The organism is Corynebacterium gottingense (assembly GCF_003693265.1).
GTDB lineage: Bacteria > Actinomycetota > Actinomycetes > Mycobacteriales > Mycobacteriaceae > Corynebacterium > Corynebacterium gottingense.
This window is the reverse complement of record NZ_RDRE01000011.1, coordinates 58,829-81,797: the sequence shown is the minus strand read 5'-3', so window position 1 is coordinate 81,797 and position 22,969 is coordinate 58,829. Positions and strand designations below refer to the sequence as shown.

Here is a 22,969-nt window from a genome sequence, read left to right as displayed (position 1 = left end):
ACAGCATCATGTTGGATAATTTCTCGCCCGCCGAGTTGCGCGAGGCAGTCTCGCTTATCGACGCCCACGTGCCCACCGAAGCCAGCGGCAACGTCAACCTCGACACCGTCGCCGAGCTCGCCGCCTGTGGGGTGGACGTGATCTCGGTGGGCAAGCTCACCCACAGCGCCCGCGCGCTCGACCTGGGCCTCGACAGCGTCGATGAGGTCGATGAGGTCGATGAGGTCGCAGACGAGTGAGCGCCTACCTCGACGCCGCCGCCACCGCCCCGCTTCTGCCCGAGGCCCGCGCCGCGATGCTGCAGGTCTATGATGCGGCCTGCGCCAACCCCTCGAGCGTGCATTCCGCGGGCGAGCGCGCCGCGAAAGTCCTCGAGTCGGCCCGCACCACGATCGCCGAGGCCTTCGGCGTGCACCCCGCGGGCGTGGTGTTCACCTCCGGCGGCACCGAGGCCAACAACCTCGGCATCATCGGCCGCGCCCTGGCCGCCCCGCGCGGCCGCCACATCATCACCTCACCCATCGAGCACTCCTCGGTCCTGCAAAGCTGCGCCGCACTGGAGCGGTTCCACGGCTTTGCGGTGGACTACGTGCCCGTCGACCCCTCCGGCCGGATCGCACAGGCCGACCTGGACCGGCTTTTGCGCCCGGATACCACGCTCGTCGCGCTTGGCCTGGCCAACAGTGAGGTCGGCACCGTCGCCGATGTGCCCGACGTCCCCGCGCAGGTGGCGCTGCACCTCGACGCCGTGCAAGCCGCCGCGAACTTGCCGGTCGATCTCTCCGCGGGCGGCTGGCCCGGTCCGCGTGCGACCACGGTGGCGCTGGCCTCGCACAAGTTCGGCGGCCCGGCCGGTGTCGGCGCGCTGCTTCTGCCGCGCGACGTGCCGCTCGAGCCCGTCATCTACGGCGGCGGACAGGAGGGCGGGCGCCGCGCCGGCACGCAGAACGTGGCGGGGATCGCCGGGTTTGCTGCGGCGGTACAAGCGCAGCAAGCGCGCGCCGGGCAGTGCGCGCTGGAGGTGATGGCGTCGCGGGATGCGTTGATCGTGGGCGTCGAGAAGCATGTGCCCGGCGCACAGCTGACCGGGCACCGCACCGAGCGACTGCCCAACCACGCCTCCTTCGTCGTCGAGGGCATCAGCGGCGAGGCACTGCTCGTCGCGCTCGACGTCGCGGGGTTTGCGGCAAGCTCCGGCTCGGCTTGCCGGGCGGGCAGCGCGGAACCCTCGCCGGTGCTCACCGCGCTCGGTTACTCGCCCGAGCTCGCCCAGTCCGCGCTGCGCTTCAGCCTGCCCGCGCCACTTCCGTCAGACACGATCGACGCGATCGTGCGGGTAATGTCGGAGCAATGACTATCTACCCGCGACCTTTGCAAGCGGGCGACACCATCCGCGTGGTCGCCCCGTCCCGTTCGCTCGCGTACGTGGAGCAGGGGCAGGCCGGGCGCTACGTGAAGCAGTTGGCGAACGCGCGGCTCGCGGACCTTGGCATGAGCGTCTCGTTTGGCGAGAATGTGCGCGAGTCCGACATGTTCTGGTCCTCTTCGGCGGAGTCGCGCGCCGCGGACCTGCACGACGCGTTTGCGGACCCCGAGGTGGCGGGCATCATGAGCGTGATCGGCGGGTTTACCAGTAATGAGGTCCTGCCACACCTGGATTTCGACCTCATTGCCGCCAACCCGAAGTTCCTGTGTGGCAATTCGGACATCTCGGCGATCGCGAACGGCATCTACGCCCGCACGGGCATTGCCACATACATCGGGCCGCACTGGTCCACGCTCGGGATGCGAGATCATTCGGACGTGACCCGCGCGTGTTTCGAGCGCGCGGCGTTTGGCCTTGACCCGATCGAGTGGCAGCCGGGCACCTGGTTCACCGACGACGACTGGTTTATCAACCAGGACAATCGCACCCGCGAGCCGGACGACGGCTGGTGGCCGATCCAGTCGGGTACCGCGCACGGCGTGGCGCTCGGCGCGAATTTGGGCACGTTGGGCCTGCTCGCCGGCACGGAGTTCATGCCGTCGCTCGAGCGCGCGATCCTCTTCGCCGAGGTGACGGGCAAGTACAGCGTGATGGATTTCCGTCGCGAGCTCGTCTCTCTGCTCCAGATGCCGGATGGCGAGGGCATCGAGGGCGTGGTCATCGGCCGCTTCCAAACCGCCAGCCGCGTCACGCGCGAGATGCTCGAGGAAACGGTCGCCTCGATCCCGGAGCTTGAAGGCAAGCCAGTTGTGGCCAACGCGAGCTTCGGCCACACGAACCCGCTGCTCACGTTCCCCGTGGGCGGGGAGGCGCAGGTGCAGGTGCTTGACGACGCCTCCATACGCTTCCCCCGCCTTGAAACCTAAACGGACGGTCATTACAGTTTCGGCGCGTGACACATTCCGCCTCCGCCCAACGCTGGACCTTCTTCGCCGTCGTCTCCACGGGCCTGCTCATGATCGGCCTGGACAACTCGATCCTGTACACCGCGCTGCCGGCGCTGAGCGCCCAGCTGCACGCCACGCCCGCGCAGTCCCTGTGGATCATTAACGCGTACCCGCTGGTGCTCTCCGGGCTGCTGCTGGGCACCGGCACGCTTGGCGACAAAATCGGCCACCGTCTCATGTGGCTCATCGGCCTGGGCATCTTCGGGGTGGCGTCGCTGGCCGCGGCGTTCGCGCCGGGCGCGTGGTGGCTCGTCGCGGCGCGCGGCCTCCTCGGCTTCGGCGCCGCGGTGATGATGCCCGCCACGCTCGCGCTGATCCGCCTCACCTTCCCCAACGAGCGGGAGCGCAACACCGCCATCGGCATCTGGGCCTCCGTCGCGGTCGTCGGTGCCGCGCTCGGCCCCCTGGTCGGCGGCGCGCTGCTCGAACACTTCTGGTGGGGCTCCGTCTTCCTCATCAACGTGCCGATCGTGGTCGTCGCGCTCATCGCCACGTTCGCCCTCGCGCCGGAGAACGTGACCAACCCGGCGAAGCACTGGGACATCATCTCCTCCATCTACGCACTGTTCGCGCTCTCCGGCCTGACCATGACCATCAAGGGCGTGGCCAACCCGGACCGCTCGGCGACGCTGGTCGGGGGCGCGGTCGTCGTGTGCCTGCTCGCGGGCTGGCTGTTCGCGCGCAGGCAGCGCCGGCTGGCGGACCCGCTGCTCACCTTCGACATCTTCCGGTCCCGCCTGTTCTCCGGCGGCGTCGTCGCGGCGGCCGGCGCGATGTTCGTCCTCGCGGGCGTGGAGCTGATGACCTCGCAGAAACTGCAGCTGGTCAGCGGTTTTTCCCCGCTGCACGCGGGCGCGGTGATCACGGCGATGGCCGTCGCGGCGATCCCGGCCTCCGTGGTCGGCGGAGCGAACCTGCACCGCATCGGCTTCCTCCCGCTCATCGGCGGCGGTTTCCTGGGCGCGGCGGCGGGCACCGCGCTGCTCATCGCCGGCGACTCCGCTGACGGCCTCGTCCTCGAGCTCGCCGCGCTCGTCCTCCTCGGGTTCTCCGCCGGCTCGGTGATGTCGGTGAGCTCGATCGCCATCCTCGGCGCCGCGCCGCGGCACCGCTCGGGCATGGCCGCGGGCGTCGAGGAGGTTTCGTACGAGTTTGGCACCTTGCTCACCGTCGCCGTCACCGGCTCGCTCCTCCCGCTGTGGCTCGAGCGCCGCTTCCCGCAGGGCATGGAGGCACTGTATAGCGGCCCACCCAGCCCCGCAGCCGCCACCGCCTACGCGGACGCCTACCACGCGGTCCTGCTCCTCCTCGCCGCCGCGGCCCTGGCGTTCGCCGCAGCGACCTGGTGGTGCTTCCGCGACAACCCGAAGTCTGGAGAACTCCATGCCGCGTAAAAGCAAGCGCGCCGAGATCCTGCGCGCCGCCTACGCCATCGTCGCTGGACCGGGCGGCATCGAGGCGGTCACCTACGACCGGCTCGCCGCCGAGACGGACCTGTCCAAGTCCGGCCTGCTCTACCACTTCCCGTCGCGCCACGAGCTCCTCGTCGGGCTGCACGAGTACACCGCGGGCCTGTGGGAGGACAAGGTGCGTGCCCGCGCCGGCGGGGACGCCGCCGACCTCGCCCCGCGCGAGCGCTACCGGGCGATGCTGGTGACCATGAGCGAGCACGAGCCGCTCGCCGAGCTACTGGTCACCCTCCACGCCCACACCCACCCCGACTACACGCGCCCGTGGCTGGAGGTGGAGGACCGGTGGCTGCCGCGCCCCGACGACACGGCCACGGACCCGGACCTCCTGGCGGCGTCGGTGCTGGCGTCGGGGCTTTGGGCGCACGACCACATCTACGCGAGGCCGCTGGCGGAGGGGAACCGGGCGGTGATCGTCGAGAAGCTGCTCCAGCTCCTCAATTAAATACAACTTTAGTTGGAGTAAATGTTAGGTTAGTGCCATGCCGAAGAAATGGAGCGCGCACGCCTGGCACCGGCGCGCGTCCAGGCCGGTGATGGTCTGGATGGTCGTGTTCATCGTGATCGGGCTTGCGCACCCGCTCGTGCCCGAGCCGCGGTGGCTGCTCATCCACGTGTTCACGCTGGGCATCCTGACCAACTCGGTGGTGCTGTGGTCGCAAAACCTCACCGAACGGTTCCTGCAGCAGCGGCTCCCCGAAAGCGCCCGGCCCGCGCAGCTGCGCCGCACCTGGGCGCTCAACGCGGGCGTCGTGTGCGTGCTGGTGGGGCAGTTCCTCGCCGGGTGGTGGCGCGGGCACTACGTGCTGACCTGGGTCGGCGCCGCGATCGTCGCGGGAGTGCTGGGCTGGCACTCGTGGCAGCTGTACGCGCAGGTACGGCGCGCCGGGCGCGACAAGCGGCTCCGTCCGGTGGTGCTCGGCTACGTGGCCAGCGCGGTGTTTTTGCCCGTCGGCGTGGCGTTCGGCTCCGCGCTGTCGTTCGGGCTGCCCGGCGACTGGCAGGAGCGCGTCCGGCTCGCGCACCTGGTCACCAACGTCGGCGGGTTCGTGGGGTTGGCGGCGCTGGCGTCGCTGACCGTGCTGTTCCCCAGCATGTGGCGGGTCAACGGGATGCACGACCGGGCGGGGGTCTCGGTGCCGCTGGCGGTCGCGGGCGTGATCGTGGCCAGCTGCGGCGCGCTCGCGGGGCTGGACCTCCTGGCCAGCGCGGGCACGGTTGTGTACATCGCCGCGTGGCTGTGGACGTTCCACGGATTCCTGGTCAACGTCCTCGACGTGCTTCGCGACCCCCGCGGCCGCGTCACCTACGCCGGGTTGAGCGTCTTCGCGTCGCTGATCTGGCTGATCGTCACGCTCATCTGGTTCGCCGTCCGCCTCACCACGCCGGACCTGCCGACGCTCGCGCTCATGCTCGGCTTCGCCGCCCAGCTCCTGATCGGCACGATGAGCTACCTGCTGCCAACGACGATGGGCGGTGGCCCGCGCGCCGTCCGCGCCGGCCTGGCGGAACTGTCGCGCGCCGCGTACTTCCGCGTCGTCTTGTTCAACGGCTCGCTCGCGTGCTGGCTGGCCACGGACAATTCGTGGCTGCGCGTGGTGATGAGCGTCCTCTGCTTCGGCGTGCTCGTCGCGTTTTTGCCGCTCATGGCCCGCGCGATCCGCGCGCAGGTTGGGGTGCTCAAGGGCAAGGATTCGCTTATCGACGCCACACCCACCCAACACCCCGCCACCCAATCCGCCGCCGCGCTCGTCGTGTTGGGCGTGCTCATCGCCGTGCTGAGCTGAAAACCCCCAAACCGTATTAGACGCAGCAACCCGGCCCCCGGTTCCATTTTTGCGGGAACTGGGGGACTTCTCACATTTCCTCATTTTCGCTGCTGTTTCGGATATTGTTGCTGCCATGAACGCACTCGCACAGCTCGCCCGGTTTGACCGCAGCGGTTTCGACTTCGTCGCCGCCGCGGCGGGCAAGTCTGCCCGCGAGGTGCGTGACGAGGGGGTCCAGTACGACCGCGCGAAGCAGCTGGTCGCGGCGGCGCGCACGCTCTGCGGCCGCGCGTCCCACTCGCGCTACCAGCAGCGGGCGCACGACGGGGCGCGGGAGCACGGGCACCGGATCGAGACGCTCGCGTACATTGCGAGGACGGCGAACGGGATCAAGGACGCGACGAAGCGGTGGCGCTACATCGACACGCTGTGCAACACGCCGGGGGACCTGTCGCTGATCCGCAAGCGCGCGGCGGAGCTGAAGGAGGAGCTTCAGCCGCGCGCGCCGCGCACCGCGTGCGCGCGCGTCACCCACCACGGCGACGGCCAGGCCACCCTGCGCGTGACCGGCCCCGCGCTGGACGTCCAGGCGGCCTACGACGCCGCGAAGAACGACGTCGCCGCCTGGCTCGACCAGGACTGCCCGCGGGCCGACTACCTGCTGAAGCTCAGCGTGAACCTGGACCTCGGCGACTACGTCCGGATCGTCTCCGGCGCCGGCGACGACGTGCAGGTCCGCTTCGCCAACGGGGTGGTCATGTCCGGCGAGGAGTTCGTGCGGCAGCGACTCTCGCAGTTCGGGCACATCATCCTCGTCGGCGCGATGGACGGGCCCGTCAACGCCTACGACATGCGCCTGGCCACGCCGAAGCACCGCGAGATGATGCTTGCGGACTCAGCGACGTGCACGTGGAAGGACTGCGACGTGCCGGCCTCGCGCTGCGACGCCCACCACATGACCGAGCACCAGCACGGCGGCGAGACCGCGGTCCACAACCTGGGCTGGCTGTGCCGGTACCACAACTACCAGGCGGGCCGCGCCTCCCGCGGGCGCACGGAGCGGCGGGGCGGGCGGATTGTGTACGTCTCGCCGTCGGGAAGCGTCACGCCCACCGGCGCGGACCACGTGGCCCGCGCGCCGTACCGCACCGTCACGGACGGACCACAAACTGGCCGCGCTGGCCCTTCTCCGCATCCGTCATCTGGTGGTTGACAAAGCTGTAGGTGCCCGGCTCGTCGAAGGTGAACTCCACGAACCCGCCCTGTGCGGCGAGGAGGTCGAGGGCCTGGGAGCCGGTGTCGTGGGCGTCGCGAAGCGAATAGGCGCCTTCCTTGTACACGGTGTCGAAGATTTCTCCGACGACGTGGAAGCTGACCGGGTTGTCGGGCCCGACGTCGAGGACCCAGACGCGGACCGTGTCGCCGACGTGCGCCTCAATCGGGTGCTCGACGTACTGGTTCGGCGTGCCGTTGAACGCGGTGGCGTCGTACTCGCCGGCGGGGATGCTGTCGTCGTCGTGGTAAATCTCGTGCGCGACCAGCGCGTACTCCGCGTCGACGGGGCTGAGGTCCGGCGGGTCGATGATGAGGGCGCCGGCCATCCCCTTTGCGATGTGCAGGCTCATCGGCATCGTGCCGCAGTGGTACATCCAGATGCCGGAGCGCCGCGCGGTGAACTCGTAGACCACCTTGTCGCCCGGTGGGATCTCGCGCATCACCTCGTCGGGGCTGACTTCGCCGGCGTGGAAGTCGATCGAGTGGCTCATCTGCCCGTGGTTTTCCACGGTGATGCGGAACCGGTCGCCCACCTTGCCGCGCAGCGTCGGACCGGGCGCTTGGTCGGCGAAGGTCCAGGAGTCGCCGTCGTCGTGCATCACCCAGGTCTCCTCGTGGAGTTCGCCGCTCGCGGGCTGCAGCGTGGCGTCGCGGGCAGTGCCTATCGACGCCTCCTCTTCCCCCTTCCCGCTCGTCACCACATCAAAGGTCATGCCCATGGCTTTGTGGCCCGCGATCGTGCACCAGCCCTGGGTGTCCTCGGTGAAGACGCCGAAGTCGTGGGTGACGGTCTCGCCGGGGTCAATGCGGCCGCTGTGCTCGCCGCCGAGCTTCAGGTCGTGCTGCTGCGTGTCCGAGTTGGTGATGTTGAGGACGAGCCGGGTGCCCGGCTCCACCGCGACGCTCGCGGGGACGAACGACATGCCCTGGATGTCCACGTCGACGGTAGTGGCGTCTTCGCTGCTCACCGCCTGCGTGCTGGGCGTGTCTGAGCCGCTGAACGCGAGCGTGAGCCCGACGACGACGGCGACCACGAGGGCGATGAGCCCCCAGGCCAGGGATTCGGTTCGTTTCATGGGACAGCTACCTTTCTTGCGTGGAGCGCGAGTCCTACTCCCAGTATGGCAAGCCCGATCCGCGGGCTGACCAGGGCGACGAGCGCGCCGCCGTTGACCACGCCGACTTTGATGAACCCGTTGTCGGGCTCGCGCGTGCCGCGGGCAAGGACCGGCAGCAGGTGGCCGATCGCGCCCGCGATGACCTGGGCGAGCCCGGCGGCGAGGAGGAACGTGAGCAGGTTTGCGGGGAAGCGGACGGCACCGGTGGCGAGTGTTGCGGCGTCGGCAAACATGGCGCCGAGCAGCCAGAGCAGTCCGGCGGCGACGCTCACCGCGGGGGCCGACAGCCCGGGCGTGAACAGCGCGCCGGCGAGGACGGGCTGCAGCGCGTAGGACCACGCGAGCGCGCACACCGCGAGCGCCACCGCGGCGAGCTGCGGGCTGGCCAGGGCCGCGGCGGCTGCGGCCGGCAGCGCGATGCAGTGGGCGAGCAGCGCGCGGGGGAGGCGGGCGCGGGCGGTTGCGGAGGCGCGGTTGCCCGTCATGGTGGGGAGCAGGGTGATGACGGTGCCGGCGATGGTGGTCCACGCGAAGCCCCAGACGGCGAGGCGGGAGTGGGCGGCGATGGTGGCGTCGATAAGCGAGGGCCCCACGTGCCGCGAGCCCACGGCGACGGCGGCGGCGAGGGTGAAGAACGCGGCGGCGACGACGTAGCAGCGGGCGGTGCTGGCGAACGGGCTGGTGAGGCCGCGGCGCAGCTTGCGGGCGATGGACACCCCGTGCCAGCACAGCGCGGCCGCAGCGACGGCGGCCGGAATGGCCAGCGGCGCGCCCAGCAGCAGCGCGACGAGCGCCAGGTTGACCGCCGCGATGCGCACGGCCAGCCCGGCGGGGCGGGAGGCGGTGCGCGTGAGCGCGTCGGCGAAGTGGGTGGAGTAGGCCTGGATGGCGGTCGTGACCACGCCGAGCGTGAGCGGGTGGATCACCGTCCAGCGCGACGCGCCGGCGAGCGCGGCCGCGAGCGAGACGGCGGCCCAGCATGCCACGAGCACGCCCACTACTTTTTGCACAGTAATAATCGTACTAAGCTGGGAGGGGTCAAACAAGGCGGTCAGGGCGTGGTTCATATAATGAACGCACGCAACTGTCCAAGAAAGGTGCGAAGCATGGACCGACACCGGACGCCGCGCCCCACTTCCGATCTCACCACCGCGGCCGCGGAGCTGAGCGCGAAGCAGCGCGAGGTCTTTGGCGCGTTGCAGCAGTTCCCGCAGGGCGCGCAGGTGACGGAGCTGGCGAAGGAACTGGGCATGCACATCAACACGGTCCGCGGGCACCTTGACGAGCTCATCGCCCACGGGCTCGTGGTGCGCAGGCAGGCGCGCACGACCGGGCGGGGGCGGCCGTCGCACATCTTTACCGCGCGCGTGGCGCGGAACGCGGACGTGACCAGCGAGTACGTCGAGCTGGTTGACATGCTGGCCACCGCGATCGCCGGCGACGACCTGGAGCGAGCGCGCGAGGTGGGGCGGCAGTGGGCGAAGGAGGCGTCGTCGAGGCATGGCGGCACGCCGCGGGATCTGGACGAGGCGACCGAGAAGGTCGCCCGGATCCTGCGGGATATGGGGTTCGATCCAGCGCTTCGCGACGATGCCGCCACCGACACCTCACGCGAGCTCTCCCTCAAGGCGTGCCCGTTTGTCACCGACCCCGGCCGGGCGCCGAGCCCGGCGGTGTGCGCGCTGCACGCCGGCTACGTGGACGGCAAGGCGGGCCGCATGCAGGTGGAGCTTCTGCCGTTCGACCGGCCCCACGAGTGCGGGGCCCGCATCACCGAGGTGGAGTAGCTAGTTGATCAGCCAGTCGTTCGGGCTGAACAGCTCGAAGTAGACGTTGGCGGGCGCCTTGTCGGCGGGCAGCGCCGCGATGTCGTCGCGGATGCCCTGAAGGAAGTTCGCGCCGCCGCAGAGGTAGACGTCCGCGCCGGCGAGGTCGGCCTCGGCGACGTTGATGCGCTGGTCCTGGCTGCGGAAGGTGGCGGTGACGTTGGCGTCGGCAAGCGCTTCCGCGAGGGCGCGGGTCTCGGCCTGCTGCGCCCAGGAATCTTCGGAGTTGTCGGCGTGGAGGTAGGTCACCTTGCGGTCCGAGTGGGTGCGCGAGAGGTGGCCCAGGATGCCCACCATCGGGGTGGAGCCGATGCCGCTGGAGATGAGCACGACCGGGTTGTTGCTGTCCTGGAGGACCAGGTCGCCGGCGGCGAGGGTGGCGTCGACGGTGTCGCCGATGGCCACGTGGTCGCGCAGGAAGGTCGAGACCTCGCCGTCGGTCTCCACGGCGATGCGGTAGGAGTGCTCGTCGCCCTCGATGATGGAGTACTGGCGGAGCTGGCGGGCGCCGTCGTCAAGCGTGACGCCCACGGAGGTGTACTGGCCGGGGCGCGGCGCGGTGAAGTCGCCGGTGAGCGTGTACGCGTAGACGGAGTCGGTGAGCTGCTCCTTGGCGGTGACCTCGGCGCGGCGGAAGACGTCGCCGTCGGTCACGCCGTCGGATTCGTAGAGCTTCGCCTCGTGCTTGATCAGCACGTCGGCCATGAGCCAGTAGACGGCGTCCCACGCCTCGGCGACCTCGGGGGTCACGGCGTCGCCGAGCACCTCCGCGATCGCGGCCATGAGGTTGTCGTGCACGATCTGGTACTGGTCCTTGCGGATGCCCAGCGAGACGTGCTTGTGGGCGATGCGGTCCAGCATCATGACCGGGTCCGGCGCGTTCGGGTCCACGAGCTGGGTGGCGAAGGTCGCGACCGAGGCCGCGAGCGCCTTCTGCTGCGCGCCCTGCTTCTGGTTGCCGCGGTTGAAGGTGTTGGCGATGAGCTCCGGGTGCGCGGTGAACATCTTGTTGTAGAACGTCTTCGTGATGGTCTCGATGTTCTCACCCACCGGCGGGAGCGTGGCCTTGATGATCTCGGCGTGCTCCTCGCTGAGGTGGTTGAGCTTCGGGTCCGGCTTTTCCTGCAGGTACATGCGGTGTCCTTTCGTGCCGTTGAACAATTAACACCGACTGTACCCGTCAAAACTAGTCCTCGAGGTCCGTGGCGAGGCGCTCCTCGTCGTCGCGGCGCTTGCGGCGCTGGAGGCGCGGGGCGAAGATGGCCGCCGCGCCGCCGCCGATGAGCGCGCCGATGACCATGCCGATGGTGCCGCTGCGGTCGCCGTCGAAGTCGGTGAAGGCGATGCCGGCGAGAGCGATCGCGAAGAGGATCCAGATGGGCAGGGTGGAAAGGGTGAACATCTTGGGCGGGCGGGGCCGCGGGGCGTAGTTCTGCATCCACAGCGCGCCGGCGGTTTGCGCGAGCGTGACGGGCAGCAAGGCCAGCAGCGAGTAGATGGCGGCGCCGTCGGGCAGGACCCACGCGAGGATCGCCATGATGAATGTGGTCGTGTACTTGAGCGTCTCCGAGGTCACGGTGCTGGACTGGTGGAGGATCTGCTGCTGGTATTCGTCGTCGGTGCCTTGGTTGGCCAGGGCGACTTTCTTGTCGCCGTACTGCTTCAACATGGGGAGTTATCCTTCCTGGTCGTCGCCGAAGAGGGCTTCGACGGTTTTGCCGAGGGTGTGTGCGATGTCGAGTGCGAGGTGGACGGAGGGGGAGTAGTTGCCTTTTTCAATGTTGGCGATGGTCTGGCGGGACACTCCCACCTGCGCGGCGAGGTCGGCTTGGGAGAGTTCCTGCCACCGCCGCCATTTGCGGACCATGTTTTCGTGTGTGTCTGGCATCAGCGCTCCTTTCGTGTCTCGTAAGCGCCTACGGCAAAATATAAACCAAACACGCCACGATGTAAAGGAAACTAGACAAAAAGGAAATGTGGGAGCGTCGATAAGCGAAACGCTCTAGACTGGCGCGCATGCCGACGCCTGTGCCTGCCTACCTTGACCGCATCCTTGGCCTCGTCCGCGACGACGACAGCGGCGAGGTCGCGGACTACATCGACGAGCTGGCCGCCGCGGACCCCGACAAGCTGGGCGTGGCGCTGTGCACGACCTCGGGAAACCTGTACTCGGTGGGGGATGACGAGTACGAGTTCACCATCCAGTCGATCTCCAAGCCGTTCGTGTACGCGCTCGCGCTGGAGGAGCTCGGCGCGGCGGAGGTGCACAAGTACGTGGGCGTGGAGCCGTCGGGCGAGGCGTTCAACGCGATCTCGCTGGAGGAGGGCACGCACCGCCCCGCCAACCCCATGATCAACGCGGGGGCGATCGCGGTGAACCAGATGATCAACGGCGCCGAGTCCTCGGTGGAGGAGCGGGTAGAGAAGATCCGCGCGTACTTCTCCCGGCTCGCGGGCAGGGAGCTGCGTATCGACGAGTCGCTGGTCCAGTCCGAACTCGGCACCGCCCACCGCAACCTGGCCATCGCGCACCTGCTGCGGGAGTTCGGCATGGTGCAGGACCAGGCGCACGACGCGATCGACTCGTACACGCAGCAGTGCTCGGTGCTGGTCACGGTGCGCGACCTGGCCACCATGGCGGCGACCCTGGCCAACGGCGGCGTGCAGCCGATTACTGGCGAGCGCGTCCTGTCCGCCGGCTCGTGCCGGATCACGCAGGCGGTGATGACGTCGGCCGGCATGTACGACGGGTCGGGGCAGTGGATGGTCAACGTGGGCATCCCGGCGAAATCCGGCGTCGCCGGCGGGTTGATCGGGACGATGCCGGGGCAGTTGGGGTTGGCGTCGTTAAGCCCGCGGCTCAACGAGCAGGGCAACTCGGTGCGCGGCGTGAAGATCTTCCGCGAGATGTCCGCCTCGCTCGGGCTGAACCTGATGGGCGCGGACTTCTACGCCGCGCCGGGCATTCGGTCGGTGGAGCGGCGCGAGGACTGCACCGTGGTGGAGCTGCAGGGCATGATCAACTTCACCGCCGCGGAGAACATCCTGCACGACCTGGCCAGCGAGCGCATCGTGGGCGGCACGCTGGTGCTCGACGTGTCCAACGTGACCAGCTTTAACAAGGCCGGGCGCCTGCTGATCAAGGAGGGGATGCGCCACCTGCGCGACACCGGCCTGGACGTGCGCATCTACGACCCCGACGGCGCGATGCCGGACTACGAGTTTTCCGACGGCACGAAGGTCCCCGCCATCAAGGACTTCTCCACTACCTTCACCGTGCCGGGGTCGCGCACCGAGGTCTTCCGGGCGATCTCCGCTCCGCAGGAGTGGTGGGACGAGCACGTCGACCACATCGAGGGCTCGGCCTCCGAGCAGGGCGGCGAGTTCCACTTCGACACCGACGACCAGTACGCGGAATTCCGCGTCGAGGAGTCCGAGGTGGGCGACCGCCTGGTCTGGCACACCGAGACCACGGGCAAGGACAAGGAGGACCGCGACTGGGACGACACCTCGCTCATCTTCGAGCTCAGCGACAGCGAGCAGGAGGACGGCGAGACCCAGGTCACGTTCACCCACCGCGGCATGCACCCGCACGGCGAGGGCTACAAGGAGGCCGTGGAGGCGTGGCGGGAGCGCATCCAGGAGCGGCTCGAGCCGCTGATCCGGCACCGCGGCGAGCGGTAGCGCGCTAGAGCGCCGCGAGGAAGGCTGCGGAGGCGGTGCTGATGAGCAGTTCGCGCTGCTCGGCGGGGCAGCCGTCGTCGACCCAGTCCAGCGCGATGGCGTCGATAAAGCCGATGAGCCCCGAGACGGCGATGCGCGCGCGGTCGTCACTGCGGCCGAGGAAGTCGCACAGCGCCTGCACGGTGGTGTCGTGGCGCTCGATGCGCAGGTGGATCGCCTCGATCGGCTCCTCGCCGCCGCGCTTGCCGGTGGACCACACGAACGGGTGCGTCTCGATGTAGTTGAGGTAGATGTCCAGCCCGCGGCGCACGATTTCCTCGGTGTCGGAGGACTCGAGCCCCTCAGCTGCGGCGATCTGGGCGTTGTGCAGGTTGATGGCCGTGCGCTCGAGGAAGGCGGTGTACAGGCCGGCCTTGGAGTCGAAGTAGTGGAACACCAAGCCTTGGGACACGCCGCAGTGATCGGCGATACGCTGGGTGGGGACCTCGCTGTAGGGCGTGGTGGAGAAGATCTCCGTGGCAGCGTCGAGAATTTCCTGGCGCCGCTCCTCCACGCTCAGGCGCCGCTGTGGCGCGTGCGTCGTGTGGCGTTCTGTCATGCGCTACATCGTACACACGCACAAGTTTTACATGCATTGAATATCAATATAATTCTGAACGTTGTCCGCTGACGAAAGGGAAAAACCGTGAAACAGCAGCTCGTAGACGCTCTCTGGTGGCACGTCTACCCCCTTGGCGCGACGGGTGCCCCCATTCGCGACGCAAAGGATGCCGCACACCGCCTTCCCCGCCTCGAGGCGTGGCTGGACTACCTCATCGAGCTCGGCTGCAACGGCATCCTCCTCGGCCCCATCTTCGAGTCCGTCGCGCACGGCTACGACACGCTCGACCACTACCGCATCGACGCCAGGCTTGGCGACGACGCCGACTTCGACCACTTCGTCGCCGCCTGCCACGAGCGCGGCATTCAGGTCATGCTCGACGGCGTGTTCAACCACGTCGCGCGCACCCACCCGTGGGTGGCCGAAGGCCTCGCCGGCGGCACCGACTGGGAGGGCCATGAGGAGCTGGCCACCCTGCACCACGACGACCCCAGGGTCCAGGACGCGGTGACTGACATCATGCTGCACTGGCTGCGCCGCGGCATCCAGGGCTGGCGTCTCGACGTCGCCTACTCCGTGCCCGCCGAGTTCTGGCGCACAGTGCTTGGGCGGGTACGCGAGGAGTTCCCCGACGTGTGCATCCTCGGCGAGGTCATCCACGGCGACTACGCCGAGATCGCCGAGGCGGGCACGCTCGACTCCGTCACGCAGTACGAGCTGTGGAAGGCGCTCTGGTCCTCCATCTCAGACACCAACTTTTGGGAGCTCGACCACGCGCTGGGCCGCCACCGCGACATTGCTAAGCGGACGCTTCCCAACATCTTCATTGGCAACCACGACGTCGACCGCATCGCCTCCAAGGTGGGCCAGGACGGGGAGATCGTCGCGCTCGCCCTGCTCATGAGCCTGCCCGGCATGCCCAGCATCTACTACGGCGACGAGCAGGGCTTCGAGGGGGTGCGCGGCGAGGGCTTCGCGGCTGACGACGCCATCCGCCCTCCCCTCCCAGCCTCCCCGGCAGAACTCTCCGAGCTGGGCCAGTGGGTCTTCGAGGAACACAAGAAGCTGATCGGCGTGCGCCGCCGCAACCAGTGGCTCACCCACGCCGACGTGGAGGTGCTGGACAAGGAAAACGCCACGATCTCCGTGCGGAGTCGTGGCGAAAACGGCGAGGAGATCCAGACCGACGCGTGGCTCGAGCCCGCGCCGGGCGTGCGCATCCGCGCAGGCGCCGAGGTCCTCTACGAGTGGGGGAGTTAGCGCGGCAGGGAGGAACCCTGCGCGTACTGCGCGAGCAGCTGCTGGACGATCGCGCCCAGGTCCGGCAGTCGCACGGTCGCGACGTTGGCCACCGGCACGTCGATGGTCGGCGCGCCCTGCGGGGCGAGCACGATCACGTTCTGGGGGTTCTGCTGCGCGGCCGGTGCGGGCTGGGCGGGCTGCGTGGCCGGCGCGGGCTGTGCCGGCTGGGCCGGCTGGGCCGGTTGCGCCGGCGCAGCGTTGCTGGTGCCGCCGTTGGTGCCCTTGAGGCCGCAGCGGTTCGCCGCGTTCTCTACGCGGGCGAGGGCGTCGAGGATCTGCGGGCCGCGGCTGTCAAAGCGGGCGATGGTCTGGGCCTGGCGGACCTTGGCGTTGTAGTCGGCGTCGTTGGTCCAGTACTTCTCGGCCTGGGCGCAAGAGATTTCGCCGGCGGGGAGCTTGGCAAGGGCGTCGTCAATCGCGTCGGCGTGGGCGGCGGCCGGGGCCGCGGCGAGCGTGCCCGCGACGGCGGCGGTCATGGCAAGGGAGCGGAGTTTCATGACCGCCAGTATGTCACGGATGTGACGCATGTGAAAGGGGAGCGCGCAAATTACGCGTTCACCATGCGGCGGATCAGGCTGCGGTAGGCCTGCGTCGTGAGCTCCACGTCGGTCAGGTCGACGTACTCGTCGTGGCTGTGCAGGAGGTCGAGCACCTTACCCAGCGTGTTCTCGCGCTTGTGCATGGCAAAGCCGTAGCCCACGCCGCCCTTGCGGCGGGCAAAGCGCAGGTCGGAGCCGCCCGCGGCGAGCGTGGGGACCACGGCCGCTTCGGGGAAGAACTCGGCGAAGGTGTCCACGATGGCGTCGTAAAGCGGGCCCTCGGTGGGGGAGACGGTGGCGTCCTCGGTGATGAGGTGGGTGATCTCCACCTCACTGGCCAGGTCGCCGAGCGCCTCGCGCAGCAGGTCGTCGATGTCCTCCTGGCTCTGGCCCGGCAGCTGGCGGATGTCCAGCTCGATCGAGGCCTCGGACGGCAGGACGTTGATCGCGCCGCCCGCGCGCAGGACCGTCGGCGCCACGGTGAGGTGGCTCATCGCGTGCGAGTAGCGCTGCAGCTCGCCGAACGCCTCGTAGCCCTCGCCGCGCAGCAGCGCCTGCTCGGTCTCGGGGTCGAACTTCCAGGCGCGCACGTAGCCGGGCCACGGCTCCTCGGAGCTGACCTCGGGCGTCAGGGCGGCGATGCGCTCGGCCACCTTGCCAATCTTGGCAATGGTCAGCTCGCGCCCGTGCGGCGTGGAGCCGTGCCCGGCGTCGCCGTGCACGGTGAGGCGTCGCTGCGCCGCGCCCTTTTCGCCAATAACGACGACCACCGCATCCGACCCGTCCTGCACCGGCAGGTGGGAGCCGCCTTCCTCGGACAGGCAGTTCTTCCAGGAGAACGCGTCCGGTGCGTGCTCCGCCAGCCAGCCCACGCCCAGGCCGCCGCGGGCCTCCTCGTCGGCGCAGCCCACGAAGGTGAGGGTGCCGGTGGGCTGGGTGCCGGACAGGGCCACGTCGCGCACGGTGGCCGCCATCGCGGCGGTGATGTAGAGCATGTCGGTGGCGCCGCGGCCGTACAGGTGGCCGTCGATAATCTGCGCCCCGAACGGGTCCTTGGTCCACTTCGCCTCGTCGACCGGGACCACGTCGGTGTGGCCGAGGAGGGTGAGCGGCTCGGCGGAGGGGTCCGAGCCCTCGATGGTAAACGCGATGGAGGTGCGGCCTGGGTGGGGTTCGAAGCGCTCGACGCGCACGTTCGGCGCGTCCGCGAAGAAGCGCTCGAGGACGTCTGCGGCCTTGGATTCCTGCCCGGAATCGGGGGTGAGATCGTTCACGCAAGAAATTTGGACGAGTTCTTTGAGCAGCGTAACGGTAGTGTCCGCTAAAGTCATACAAATCAGCTTTCTTAAATTTGGCGGATGCGGTAATTTACATCTGTTGCGGTCTAATGTGAAGACTGAACGATACTGAGTAGCGCTGAACCGCACGGTACGGCGCAATATTTGAGGATAACGCGAGACCTGGCCTCACTGAAGAAATCAGGAAAGCTGAGAATTTAAATCAGAACCTGAGTGATCCTGAGGGCGAGGCGAGCAGAAACCCGGGAAGAGGTGGAAGCGGTGGCCCGTAGAGAAGGCAGCATGGACCCGAGGGCGATTCGTACGCGCAACGCCTTCCTGGACGCGACGGAGACGCTTCAGCGCGAAAAGAAGACCGAGGACATCACTGTGTCCGCGATCGTGGGCCTGGCGGGCATGAGCCGGCAGGTGTTCTACGAGCACTTCGACGGCCGCGACGCCGTCGTCGGCGCGCTCATGGAGCGCACGTTTCGGCCGCTGCTTCAGGAATACGTGAAGACCTACGAGCGCACCGGCGACCCGGAACAGGCCATCGAGGGTCTCGTGGCCGGCATGTACAAGGAGCGCGACCTGCTGCTCAACGTCGTCGGCGGCCCGGCGCTCACCTATACCCTCAAGCTCTTTACTACCCCGGAGCAGCCGATGCTGCGCGGAGTGGTGGACGCGATCCTGGAGCGCCAGGGCGAGCTCGAGCCGAGCCTGCTGGAAGGCGTGGAGGACTTCCTCCGCGCCGGCGCCTTCCGCCTCCTGGTTGCCTCGGTGCGCGAGGCGGACTCGGCAGAAGACGCGGCGAAGCGCGCCAATAGCGTGCTTGGACTCTTGCGCGCGTCGATCGTGGGCAGCTAGCTCCGAAGGAAGATGAATTGTTATGGCACGTCGTGAATCGAGCTCCGACCCCCGCGCGGTACGCACCCGCGAGGCGTTGATCTCCGCCACCATCGCGCTGCTGGCTGACCACAAGGTGGAAGACCTTTCCGTCTCCGGCATCGTGAAGGCGGCGCAGGTGAGCCGCCAGGTGTTCTACGAGCACTTCCAGGACCGCGATAGCGTGGTCATCGCCGCGGGCGAGGCGGTCCTCGGGCCGGCGTACCGCGACTTTGCCTACAACTTCGACGGCGACACCGACTACTCCGCGCAGGTGCACAAGCTCGCCGAGGTGCTCGAGCCGCACGAGTGCATGATCCGCCACCTCATCGACTCGCCCGTGCACGGCAAACTCAACCAGATGATCTGCGAGCTCATGTTCCCGCCGATCCGTGCGAACCTGTGGAAGTCGCTGGAGCGCGGCGGCATCCAGGCCACCGACGAGGTCATCGATGACGCCGCGATGTTCATCGTGGCGGGCACCCAGCACCTCTTCGTCACCGCGTACCGCGACGAGATCGACGTCGGCGTGACCGCCGCGCGCGTCGACCGGGTGCACGACCTGATGGGGCAGCTGCTTACTCGGAAGCGGGGCTAACGCTGGCGAGTGCCTCGGCGAGCTCGTCCAGCGCGTCGGTGGTGTCCTCGAAGGAGCCGTCCTCGCTGATCGCGGCCATGGAGACACCGTAGCGCTTGTCGGCGAACTGCCCGAAGCCCAGCTGCCGCGACTGCCAGGAGCCGTCGGTGTCGTCGCTCCACCCGCCCTTGAACGGGATGCCCAGGGCGCCGAGGCCCCAGGACTGCGACTTATCCACGTGCACCATCTTGTCCAGGACCGCGTTGTCGGGCTTCCGGTCGGAAAGTTCCGCGAGGTAGTGGGCGTAGCGGGCCTGGGAGTTCAGCGACCACTCGCTCGTGCCCCAGGCCTCCTCGAGCGTGGCCGTCGCGCCCGCCTTGGCCAGCTCGTCGGCGACCAGCTTCTTCGCGCCGCCCGCGGCCGCCAGGCACATCCAGAGCTGGTCCGCCGACCCGTTGTCGGAGACCTCGATCGTGGAGGTGATGAGGGTGTCCAGCACTTCCTCGCTCGCGTCGCAGTGTTCCGTGGCGGCCATTGCGACCGGCACCTTGATCGTGGACCACGCCGCGAGGCTGGTGACGTCGCCTGCGGTGACGGCGGCGTCATCGTCGTCGATAAGCACGATGCCAATGCTCGTGTCCGTGTCCGCCTCGATCCTTTCCACCTCCGCCTCGAGCCAGTCGGGGTCGACGCCGACGGTGTCGTCCACCTCGGTGAGTCGGCGCGAGAGCGCGTCCGAGTCGGGCTCGGCGGGGGTGTGCGCGATGCGCACGAACGACGCCGCGACCAGCAGGATCACGACGCCGGCGAAGGCGAGGGCGAACGGTTTGCGGCTCACAGGTGCCGGTATTCCTCGAGCAAGTCAAAGCCGGTGTGGCCGTGGATCGACTTAATGGTGCGGTAGTTGCCCGGCTGCGAGATCGTGGTGGTGGTGCCGTGGGCCAGCATGTGCTCGGAGCGGCTGAGCTCGCGGATGGCCACGAGCCGCACGCGGTCGGGGTGCTCCTGCACCAGGTCCGAATACAGCATGGGATCGTGCTGGCCGTCGTCGCCCACCAGCGTCCAACGGATGTTGGGGAAGTCCACGATGAGGTTACGCAGCGCCACCCGCTTGTGCTCCTTGCCGCTGCGGAACAGACCAGTCGGGGTGGGGCCCCAGTCCGTGAGCAGCAGCGGGCCGCGCGGCAGCTTCTCGCGCGCGATGAAGTCGGTGAGCGTGTCGTAGGTGTTCCAGGCGCCCGTAGAGACGTAGAAGGTGGGCTCGTCGGGGCCGAGGACGGCGCCGTAGAAGTCGTCCATGCCCGCGATCGGCTGGCGGGTGTTCGTCTTTTTCACCCACGAGTTCCAGGCGGCGAGCATGGCGCGCGGCAGCATGGTCACCATGATCGTGTCGTCCACATCGGAGATCAGGCCGTGGGTGACGTCGTCCGAAATGATCTGCACCTGCGCCTCGCTCGGCTCCGCGCTCAGCGGTGTGCGCACCGTGGCGGTGTGCCAGCCGGGCTCCAGCCCGTGGTCCAGGATGAGTACCTCGAGGTAGCCGTTGCCGTTCGTCTGCGCAGTCACTGTCTGCGCGCCCAGCGTGACCGTGACCTCAATGTCGGGAACCTGGGTGGTGAAGAACTGGCGGTAGCCGCGCTCCACCTCCGTTTTCGGTTCCCGCTCGGGGTCCGCCATGAGCACGCGCCCAAGCACGCGGGCGCGCTCGGAGTTGCCGTAGCCGGTAAAACCCGTGACCTGTGGCGCCCAGCCCCGGCGGGCCTTCGCTTTCACGTCCGCGTTGTTGATGCGGTGCTCCGCCCAGCGGACCACGTCTGAAAATCCCATAAGCCAGTAGTCTAGGCGCTATGGACAGAGTCGAGAGTGCGCACGTGGCCGTCGAGAAGCTCATTGAGCTCTACACCGCATCGTGTGAGCTCGCGCGAGACGCGCTCACCAGCGGCGACTACGCGCGCTACAAGGACGTGTACTACCCCAAGCTCTCCGTGGAGATCGGGCAATGGGTGCCAGTGGACCGCTCCGAGCCCTTCGGCTACGTCGACGAGGCCGGCACCTACTCGGCGGTGCTGTCGCGGCCCGACCTCATGGCGCCGTACCTGCGCTCGCAGCTCGAGGCGCTGACCGCCAACTACGAGTGCGAGATCCGCGTCGGCTACTCGGAGACCCGCATCCCGCCCGAGTACATCCGCGGTACCGGCCCGCGCCCCGCGAACACGGAGAACGCAGTGTTCGTGCCTCGCCCCGCCCTCGACGAGGTGCACGACGCAATTATCGACGGCCACTGGGACGCCTTCCACGGCGAAGAGAAGCCCCTCTTCCACTTCGGTCCGCAGCGCTTCGACCTCGCGCTGGCCCGGCTGGAACACTACACAGGCATCCAGGTGGAGTCGCTGCAGAAATTCATCCTGTTTACCAACTACGCCATGCACGTCACCGAGTTTGTGCGCTTCGGCGTCGCGGAGCTGGCGCGCGAGGGCTCGCGCTACACGCGCCTCGTGCTGCCCAGCGGCGAGACCATCTCCGACACGGTGGCGGTGGAGAACCTGGAGCTGGGCTCGAAGTTCCAGATGCCGCGCTACGACCTGGTCACCGAGGACGGCGACGGCATCACTATGATCAACATCGGCGTCGGCCCGTCGAACGCAAAAACAATTACGGACTCGCTGGCGGTGCTGCGCCCCGAAGCGTGGATCATGATCGGCCACTGCGCCGGCATGGACGCGCGCATGCGCATCGGCGACCTCATCCTGGGCAACGCCTACGAGCGCAAAGACAACGTGCTTGACGAGCACATCCGTCCCGACTCGCCCATCCCCGCCGTTCCGGAGATCCAGCGCACCCTGGAGAAGGCGGTGGCGAAGATCTACGGCGACGACACCTCGCTCATGCGCACCGGCACCGTCCTTTCCACCAGCGACCGCAACTGGGAATGGAAGGCGCCGCGCGACCTGTGGGAGTGGCTGCGCGGCTCCACCGCGGCGGCCGTGGACATGGAGTCCTGCACCATCGCGGCAAACGGCTACCGCTACCGCGTGCCCTACGGTGCGCTGCTCGCGGTCTCCGACCTGCCGCTGCACGCGGTGCCGAAGCTGCCCGCGGCCGCCCAGACCTTCTATTCCAACTCCAAGGAGGCGCACGTGATGTGCGCGGTGCGCGCGATGGAGAAGCTGGCCAAGAACCCGCAGCGCCTGCGCACCCGCAAGCTGCGCCGCACGATCGGAGAGCTCCCATTCCGTTGAGCTCCTTCGACGATCCGGCCGTGCAGATGGCGCACCGCAGCGCCGTGCGCTCCATCGAGCGAGTCGTCCACGAAACCACCGCGCCCACCGACCCGGACCTCGCGCTCGAGCGCGTCGTCGCGCAGCTACGCCGCGGCAACGTCCTGGTCATCACCGGCGCGGGCGTGTCCACCGACTCCGGCATCCCCGATTACCGCAGCGCCGGCGGCCGCCTGACCAAGGGCCGCCCGATGACGTACCAGGAGTTCGCGCACTCGCCCGCCCAGGTCCACCGCTACTGGGCGCGCGCCTTCGTGGGCATGCAGTTCATGCGCGCCGCCAACCCCAACCGCACCCACTTCGCCCTGGTCGAGTTCGAGCGCGCCGGGTTGCTCACCGGTATTGTCACCCAGAATGTCGACGGCCTCCACCTCGCCGCCGGCTCCCACGACGTCATCGCCCTGCACGGGGATATGGAGCACGTCGTGTGCCTGGACTGCGGGGCGCGCCACGCTCGCTCGCTTATCGACGCCATGCTCACCCACGCCAACCCCAACTTTTTCAATTCCGTGGAAGTCACCGGCAACATGATCAACCCAGACGGCGACGTGGAGCTGCGCGCCAGCGACGTGGAGCGGTTCCACATGATCGCCTGCCCCGCGTGCGGCGGCCAACGGCTGAAGCCGGACGTGGTGTACTTCGGTGAGAATGTGCCGACGGGGCGCAGACAAGCAGCCCGGGCGTGGCTGGACGAGTCCGCTTCGGTCCTGGCGCTGGGAACGTCGCTAGCGGTGATGAGCGGGTACCGATTCGTCCTGGACGCCCGCAAACAGGGAAAGCCCGTCGCGGTGGTCAACGGCGGGCCGGGGCGCGCCGACCCGAAGGCCACGACGCTGTGGCGCACCGGGGTCGCCGACGCGATGGACGCAATTCTGGACGAGCTGGATCTCTAGGAGTTGTAGGGTGAAGGGGTAACTTTTGCCCGAAAACTTGCTG

General features: G+C 68.4%; 23 protein-coding genes and 1 pseudogene. 14 read left to right on the top strand and 10 right to left on the bottom strand.

Going from position 1 to position 22,969, the window contains the following annotated elements; translation table 11 throughout:
* From EAW56_RS08165 to EAW56_RS08135, 7 genes and pseudogenes are all read left to right on the top strand, one after another.
* Positions 1-239, top strand: a pseudogene (locus EAW56_RS08165) (hypothetical protein); the annotation flags it as partial.
* Complete coding sequence (locus EAW56_RS08160; RefSeq protein WP_122086062.1) at positions 236-1,354, top strand: cysteine desulfurase family protein; 1,119 nt, start codon at positions 236-238, stop codon at positions 1,352-1,354. The pseudogene EAW56_RS08165 and the gene EAW56_RS08160, both read left to right, overlap by 4 nt.
* Positions 1,351-2,352, top strand: coding sequence for a S66 family peptidase (locus EAW56_RS08155; RefSeq protein WP_122086061.1), 1,002 nt, complete (start codon positions 1,351-1,353; stop codon positions 2,350-2,352). The genes EAW56_RS08160 and EAW56_RS08155 overlap by 4 nt, the downstream gene beginning before the upstream one ends.
* Positions 2,353-2,441: 89 nt before the next feature.
* Complete coding sequence (locus tag EAW56_RS08150) at positions 2,442-3,827, top strand: MFS transporter (protein WP_122086067.1); 1,386 nt, start codon at positions 2,442-2,444, stop codon at positions 3,825-3,827.
* Complete coding sequence (locus EAW56_RS08145; protein ID WP_095275308.1) at positions 3,817-4,347, top strand: TetR/AcrR family transcriptional regulator; 531 nt, start codon at positions 3,817-3,819, stop codon at positions 4,345-4,347. The genes EAW56_RS08150 and EAW56_RS08145 overlap by 11 nt, the downstream gene beginning before the upstream one ends.
* 37 nt (positions 4,348-4,384) lie before the next feature.
* Positions 4,385-5,689, top strand: a complete 1,305-nt coding sequence (locus EAW56_RS08140; protein WP_122086059.1) for a copper oxidase — start codon at positions 4,385-4,387, stop codon at positions 5,687-5,689.
* A 115-nt stretch (positions 5,690-5,804) separates the two neighbouring features.
* Positions 5,805-6,884, top strand: a complete 1,080-nt coding sequence (locus tag EAW56_RS08135; RefSeq protein ID WP_095537985.1) for an HNH endonuclease signature motif containing protein — start codon at positions 5,805-5,807, stop codon at positions 6,882-6,884.
* Here the strand turns inward: EAW56_RS08135 and EAW56_RS08130 are convergent.
* Together EAW56_RS08130 and EAW56_RS08125 are read right to left on the bottom strand one after the other, a co-directional pair.
* Positions 6,823-8,022, bottom strand: coding sequence for a multicopper oxidase domain-containing protein (locus EAW56_RS08130; RefSeq protein WP_122086058.1), 1,200 nt, complete (start codon positions 8,020-8,022; stop codon positions 6,823-6,825). The two genes, EAW56_RS08135 and EAW56_RS08130, sit on opposite strands and share 62 nt — an antisense overlap.
* On the bottom strand, positions 8,019-9,074 hold the full coding sequence (locus tag EAW56_RS08125) for a hypothetical protein (protein ID WP_147453269.1): 1,056 nt from the start codon (positions 9,072-9,074) through the stop codon (positions 8,019-8,021). The genes EAW56_RS08130 and EAW56_RS08125 overlap by 4 nt, the downstream gene beginning before the upstream one ends.
* Positions 9,075-9,170: 96 nt before the next feature.
* Here EAW56_RS08125 and EAW56_RS08120 point away from each other — a divergent pair, with 96 nt between their 5' ends.
* Positions 9,171-9,851, top strand: a complete 681-nt coding sequence (locus EAW56_RS08120) for a helix-turn-helix transcriptional regulator (RefSeq protein ID WP_095535842.1) — start codon at positions 9,171-9,173, stop codon at positions 9,849-9,851.
* On the opposite strand, the gene EAW56_RS08115 is transcribed toward EAW56_RS08120, so the two are convergent.
* From EAW56_RS08115 to EAW56_RS08105, 3 genes are read right to left on the bottom strand one after another with little or no spacing between them, the layout of a single operon-like run.
* Positions 9,852-11,024, bottom strand: coding sequence for a globin domain-containing protein (locus tag EAW56_RS08115; RefSeq protein ID WP_122086053.1), 1,173 nt, complete (start codon positions 11,022-11,024; stop codon positions 9,852-9,854).
* Positions 11,025-11,076: 52 nt separating this feature from the next.
* On the bottom strand, positions 11,077-11,559 hold the full coding sequence (locus EAW56_RS08110; protein ID WP_095548064.1) for a hypothetical protein: 483 nt from the start codon (positions 11,557-11,559) through the stop codon (positions 11,077-11,079).
* Positions 11,560-11,565: 6 nt separating this feature from the next.
* Positions 11,566-11,778, bottom strand: a complete 213-nt coding sequence (locus EAW56_RS08105) for a helix-turn-helix transcriptional regulator (protein ID WP_095535845.1) — start codon at positions 11,776-11,778, stop codon at positions 11,566-11,568.
* A 128-nt stretch (positions 11,779-11,906) separates the two neighbouring features.
* Between EAW56_RS08105 and EAW56_RS08100 the strand changes: the two genes are divergently transcribed.
* Positions 11,907-13,574, top strand: a complete 1,668-nt coding sequence (locus EAW56_RS08100; RefSeq protein ID WP_122086052.1) for a glutaminase — start codon at positions 11,907-11,909, stop codon at positions 13,572-13,574.
* A 4-nt stretch (positions 13,575-13,578) separates the two neighbouring features.
* Here the strand turns inward: EAW56_RS08100 and EAW56_RS08095 are convergent, their stop codons facing one another.
* Complete coding sequence (locus EAW56_RS08095; RefSeq protein ID WP_095554151.1) at positions 13,579-14,172, bottom strand: TetR/AcrR family transcriptional regulator; 594 nt, start codon at positions 14,170-14,172, stop codon at positions 13,579-13,581.
* A gap of 87 nt (positions 14,173-14,259) precedes the next feature.
* Between EAW56_RS08095 and EAW56_RS08090 the strand changes: the two genes are divergently transcribed.
* Positions 14,260-15,435, top strand: a complete 1,176-nt coding sequence (locus EAW56_RS08090; RefSeq protein WP_122086050.1) for an alpha-amylase family protein — start codon at positions 14,260-14,262, stop codon at positions 15,433-15,435.
* On the opposite strand, the gene EAW56_RS08085 is transcribed toward EAW56_RS08090, so the two are convergent.
* Both EAW56_RS08085 and EAW56_RS08080 read right to left on the bottom strand, forming a co-directional pair.
* Positions 15,432-15,974 (bottom strand): hypothetical protein, encoded by a 543-nt coding sequence (locus tag EAW56_RS08085; RefSeq protein ID WP_095538042.1) that lies wholly within the window; start codon positions 15,972-15,974, stop codon positions 15,432-15,434. The two genes, EAW56_RS08090 and EAW56_RS08085, sit on opposite strands and share 4 nt — an antisense overlap.
* A 50-nt stretch (positions 15,975-16,024) precedes the next feature.
* Positions 16,025-17,347 (bottom strand): M20/M25/M40 family metallo-hydrolase, encoded by a 1,323-nt coding sequence (locus tag EAW56_RS08080; RefSeq protein WP_122086049.1) that lies wholly within the window; start codon positions 17,345-17,347, stop codon positions 16,025-16,027.
* 228 nt (positions 17,348-17,575) lie between these two features.
* Between EAW56_RS08080 and EAW56_RS08075 the strand changes: the two genes are divergently transcribed.
* Together EAW56_RS08075 and EAW56_RS08070 are read left to right on the top strand one after the other, a co-directional pair.
* Positions 17,576-18,160 carry a TetR/AcrR family transcriptional regulator gene (locus EAW56_RS08075; RefSeq protein WP_208636500.1) on the top strand — a complete coding sequence of 195 codons (585 nt, stop codon included), beginning with the start codon at positions 17,576-17,578 and terminating at the stop codon, positions 18,158-18,160.
* Between the two features lie 22 nt (positions 18,161-18,182).
* A complete protein-coding gene (locus EAW56_RS08070; RefSeq protein ID WP_122086046.1) occupies positions 18,183-18,776 on the top strand; it encodes a TetR/AcrR family transcriptional regulator in 594 nt (197 codons plus the stop codon).
* Here the strand turns inward: EAW56_RS08070 and EAW56_RS08065 are convergent.
* Together EAW56_RS08065 and EAW56_RS08060 are read right to left on the bottom strand one after the other, a co-directional pair.
* Positions 18,757-19,593 carry a serine hydrolase gene (locus EAW56_RS08065; RefSeq protein ID WP_122086044.1) on the bottom strand — a complete coding sequence of 279 codons (837 nt, stop codon included), beginning with the start codon at positions 19,591-19,593 and terminating at the stop codon, positions 18,757-18,759. The genes EAW56_RS08070 and EAW56_RS08065 overlap by 20 nt on opposite strands.
* Positions 19,590-20,582, bottom strand: coding sequence for an App1 family protein (locus tag EAW56_RS08060; RefSeq protein WP_095537995.1), 993 nt, complete (start codon positions 20,580-20,582; stop codon positions 19,590-19,592). The genes EAW56_RS08065 and EAW56_RS08060 overlap by 4 nt, the downstream gene beginning before the upstream one ends.
* A gap of 20 nt (positions 20,583-20,602) precedes the next feature.
* Between EAW56_RS08060 and amn the strand changes: the two genes are divergently transcribed.
* Both amn and EAW56_RS08050 read left to right on the top strand, forming a co-directional pair.
* Positions 20,603-21,994, top strand: coding sequence for an AMP nucleosidase (gene amn / locus EAW56_RS08055; protein ID WP_122086043.1), 1,392 nt, complete (start codon positions 20,603-20,605; stop codon positions 21,992-21,994).
* Positions 21,995-22,020: 26 nt separating this feature from the next.
* Positions 22,021-22,926, top strand: coding sequence for a Sir2 family NAD-dependent protein deacetylase (locus EAW56_RS08050; protein ID WP_122086065.1), 906 nt, complete (start codon positions 22,021-22,023; stop codon positions 22,924-22,926).
* Positions 22,927-22,969: the final 43 nt, after the last annotated feature.

Excerpts from the sequence above, each read along its gene's own strand:
- EAW56_RS08080 (WP_122086049.1), bottom strand. The coding sequence starts at position 17,347 with ATGACTTTAGCGGACACTACCGTTACGCTGCTCAAAGAACTCGTCCAA.
- EAW56_RS08130 (WP_122086058.1), bottom strand. The coding sequence starts at position 8,022 with ATGAAACGAACCGAATCCCTGGCCTGGGGGCTCATCGCCCTCGTGGTC.
- EAW56_RS08145 (WP_095275308.1), top strand. The coding sequence starts at position 3,817 with ATGCCGCGTAAAAGCAAGCGCGCCGAGATCCTGCGCGCCGCCTACGCC.
- EAW56_RS08135 (WP_095537985.1), top strand. The coding sequence starts at position 5,805 with ATGAACGCACTCGCACAGCTCGCCCGGTTTGACCGCAGCGGTTTCGAC.
- EAW56_RS08110 (WP_095548064.1), bottom strand. The coding sequence starts at position 11,559 with ATGTTGAAGCAGTACGGCGACAAGAAAGTCGCCCTGGCCAACCAAGGC.
- EAW56_RS08120 (WP_095535842.1), top strand. The coding sequence starts at position 9,171 with ATGGACCGACACCGGACGCCGCGCCCCACTTCCGATCTCACCACCGCG.
- EAW56_RS08070 (WP_122086046.1), top strand. The coding sequence starts at position 18,183 with ATGGCACGTCGTGAATCGAGCTCCGACCCCCGCGCGGTACGCACCCGC.
- EAW56_RS08150 (WP_122086067.1), top strand. The coding sequence starts at position 2,442 with ATGATCGGCCTGGACAACTCGATCCTGTACACCGCGCTGCCGGCGCTG.
- EAW56_RS08155 (WP_122086061.1), top strand. The coding sequence starts at position 1,351 with ATGACTATCTACCCGCGACCTTTGCAAGCGGGCGACACCATCCGCGTG.
- EAW56_RS08060 (WP_095537995.1), bottom strand. The coding sequence starts at position 20,582 with ATGGGATTTTCAGACGTGGTCCGCTGGGCGGAGCACCGCATCAACAAC.
- EAW56_RS08140 (WP_122086059.1), top strand. The coding sequence starts at position 4,385 with ATGCCGAAGAAATGGAGCGCGCACGCCTGGCACCGGCGCGCGTCCAGG.
- EAW56_RS08085 (WP_095538042.1), bottom strand. The coding sequence starts at position 15,974 with ATGAAACTCCGCTCCCTTGCCATGACCGCCGCCGTCGCGGGCACGCTC.
- EAW56_RS08105 (WP_095535845.1), bottom strand. The coding sequence starts at position 11,778 with ATGCCAGACACACACGAAAACATGGTCCGCAAATGGCGGCGGTGGCAG.
- EAW56_RS08050 (WP_122086065.1), top strand. The coding sequence starts at position 22,021 with ATGGCGCACCGCAGCGCCGTGCGCTCCATCGAGCGAGTCGTCCACGAA.
- amn (WP_122086043.1), top strand. The coding sequence starts at position 20,603 with ATGGACAGAGTCGAGAGTGCGCACGTGGCCGTCGAGAAGCTCATTGAG.
- EAW56_RS08115 (WP_122086053.1), bottom strand. The coding sequence starts at position 11,024 with ATGTACCTGCAGGAAAAGCCGGACCCGAAGCTCAACCACCTCAGCGAG.
- EAW56_RS08100 (WP_122086052.1), top strand. The coding sequence starts at position 11,907 with ATGCCGACGCCTGTGCCTGCCTACCTTGACCGCATCCTTGGCCTCGTC.
- EAW56_RS08095 (WP_095554151.1), bottom strand. The coding sequence starts at position 14,172 with ATGACAGAACGCCACACGACGCACGCGCCACAGCGGCGCCTGAGCGTG.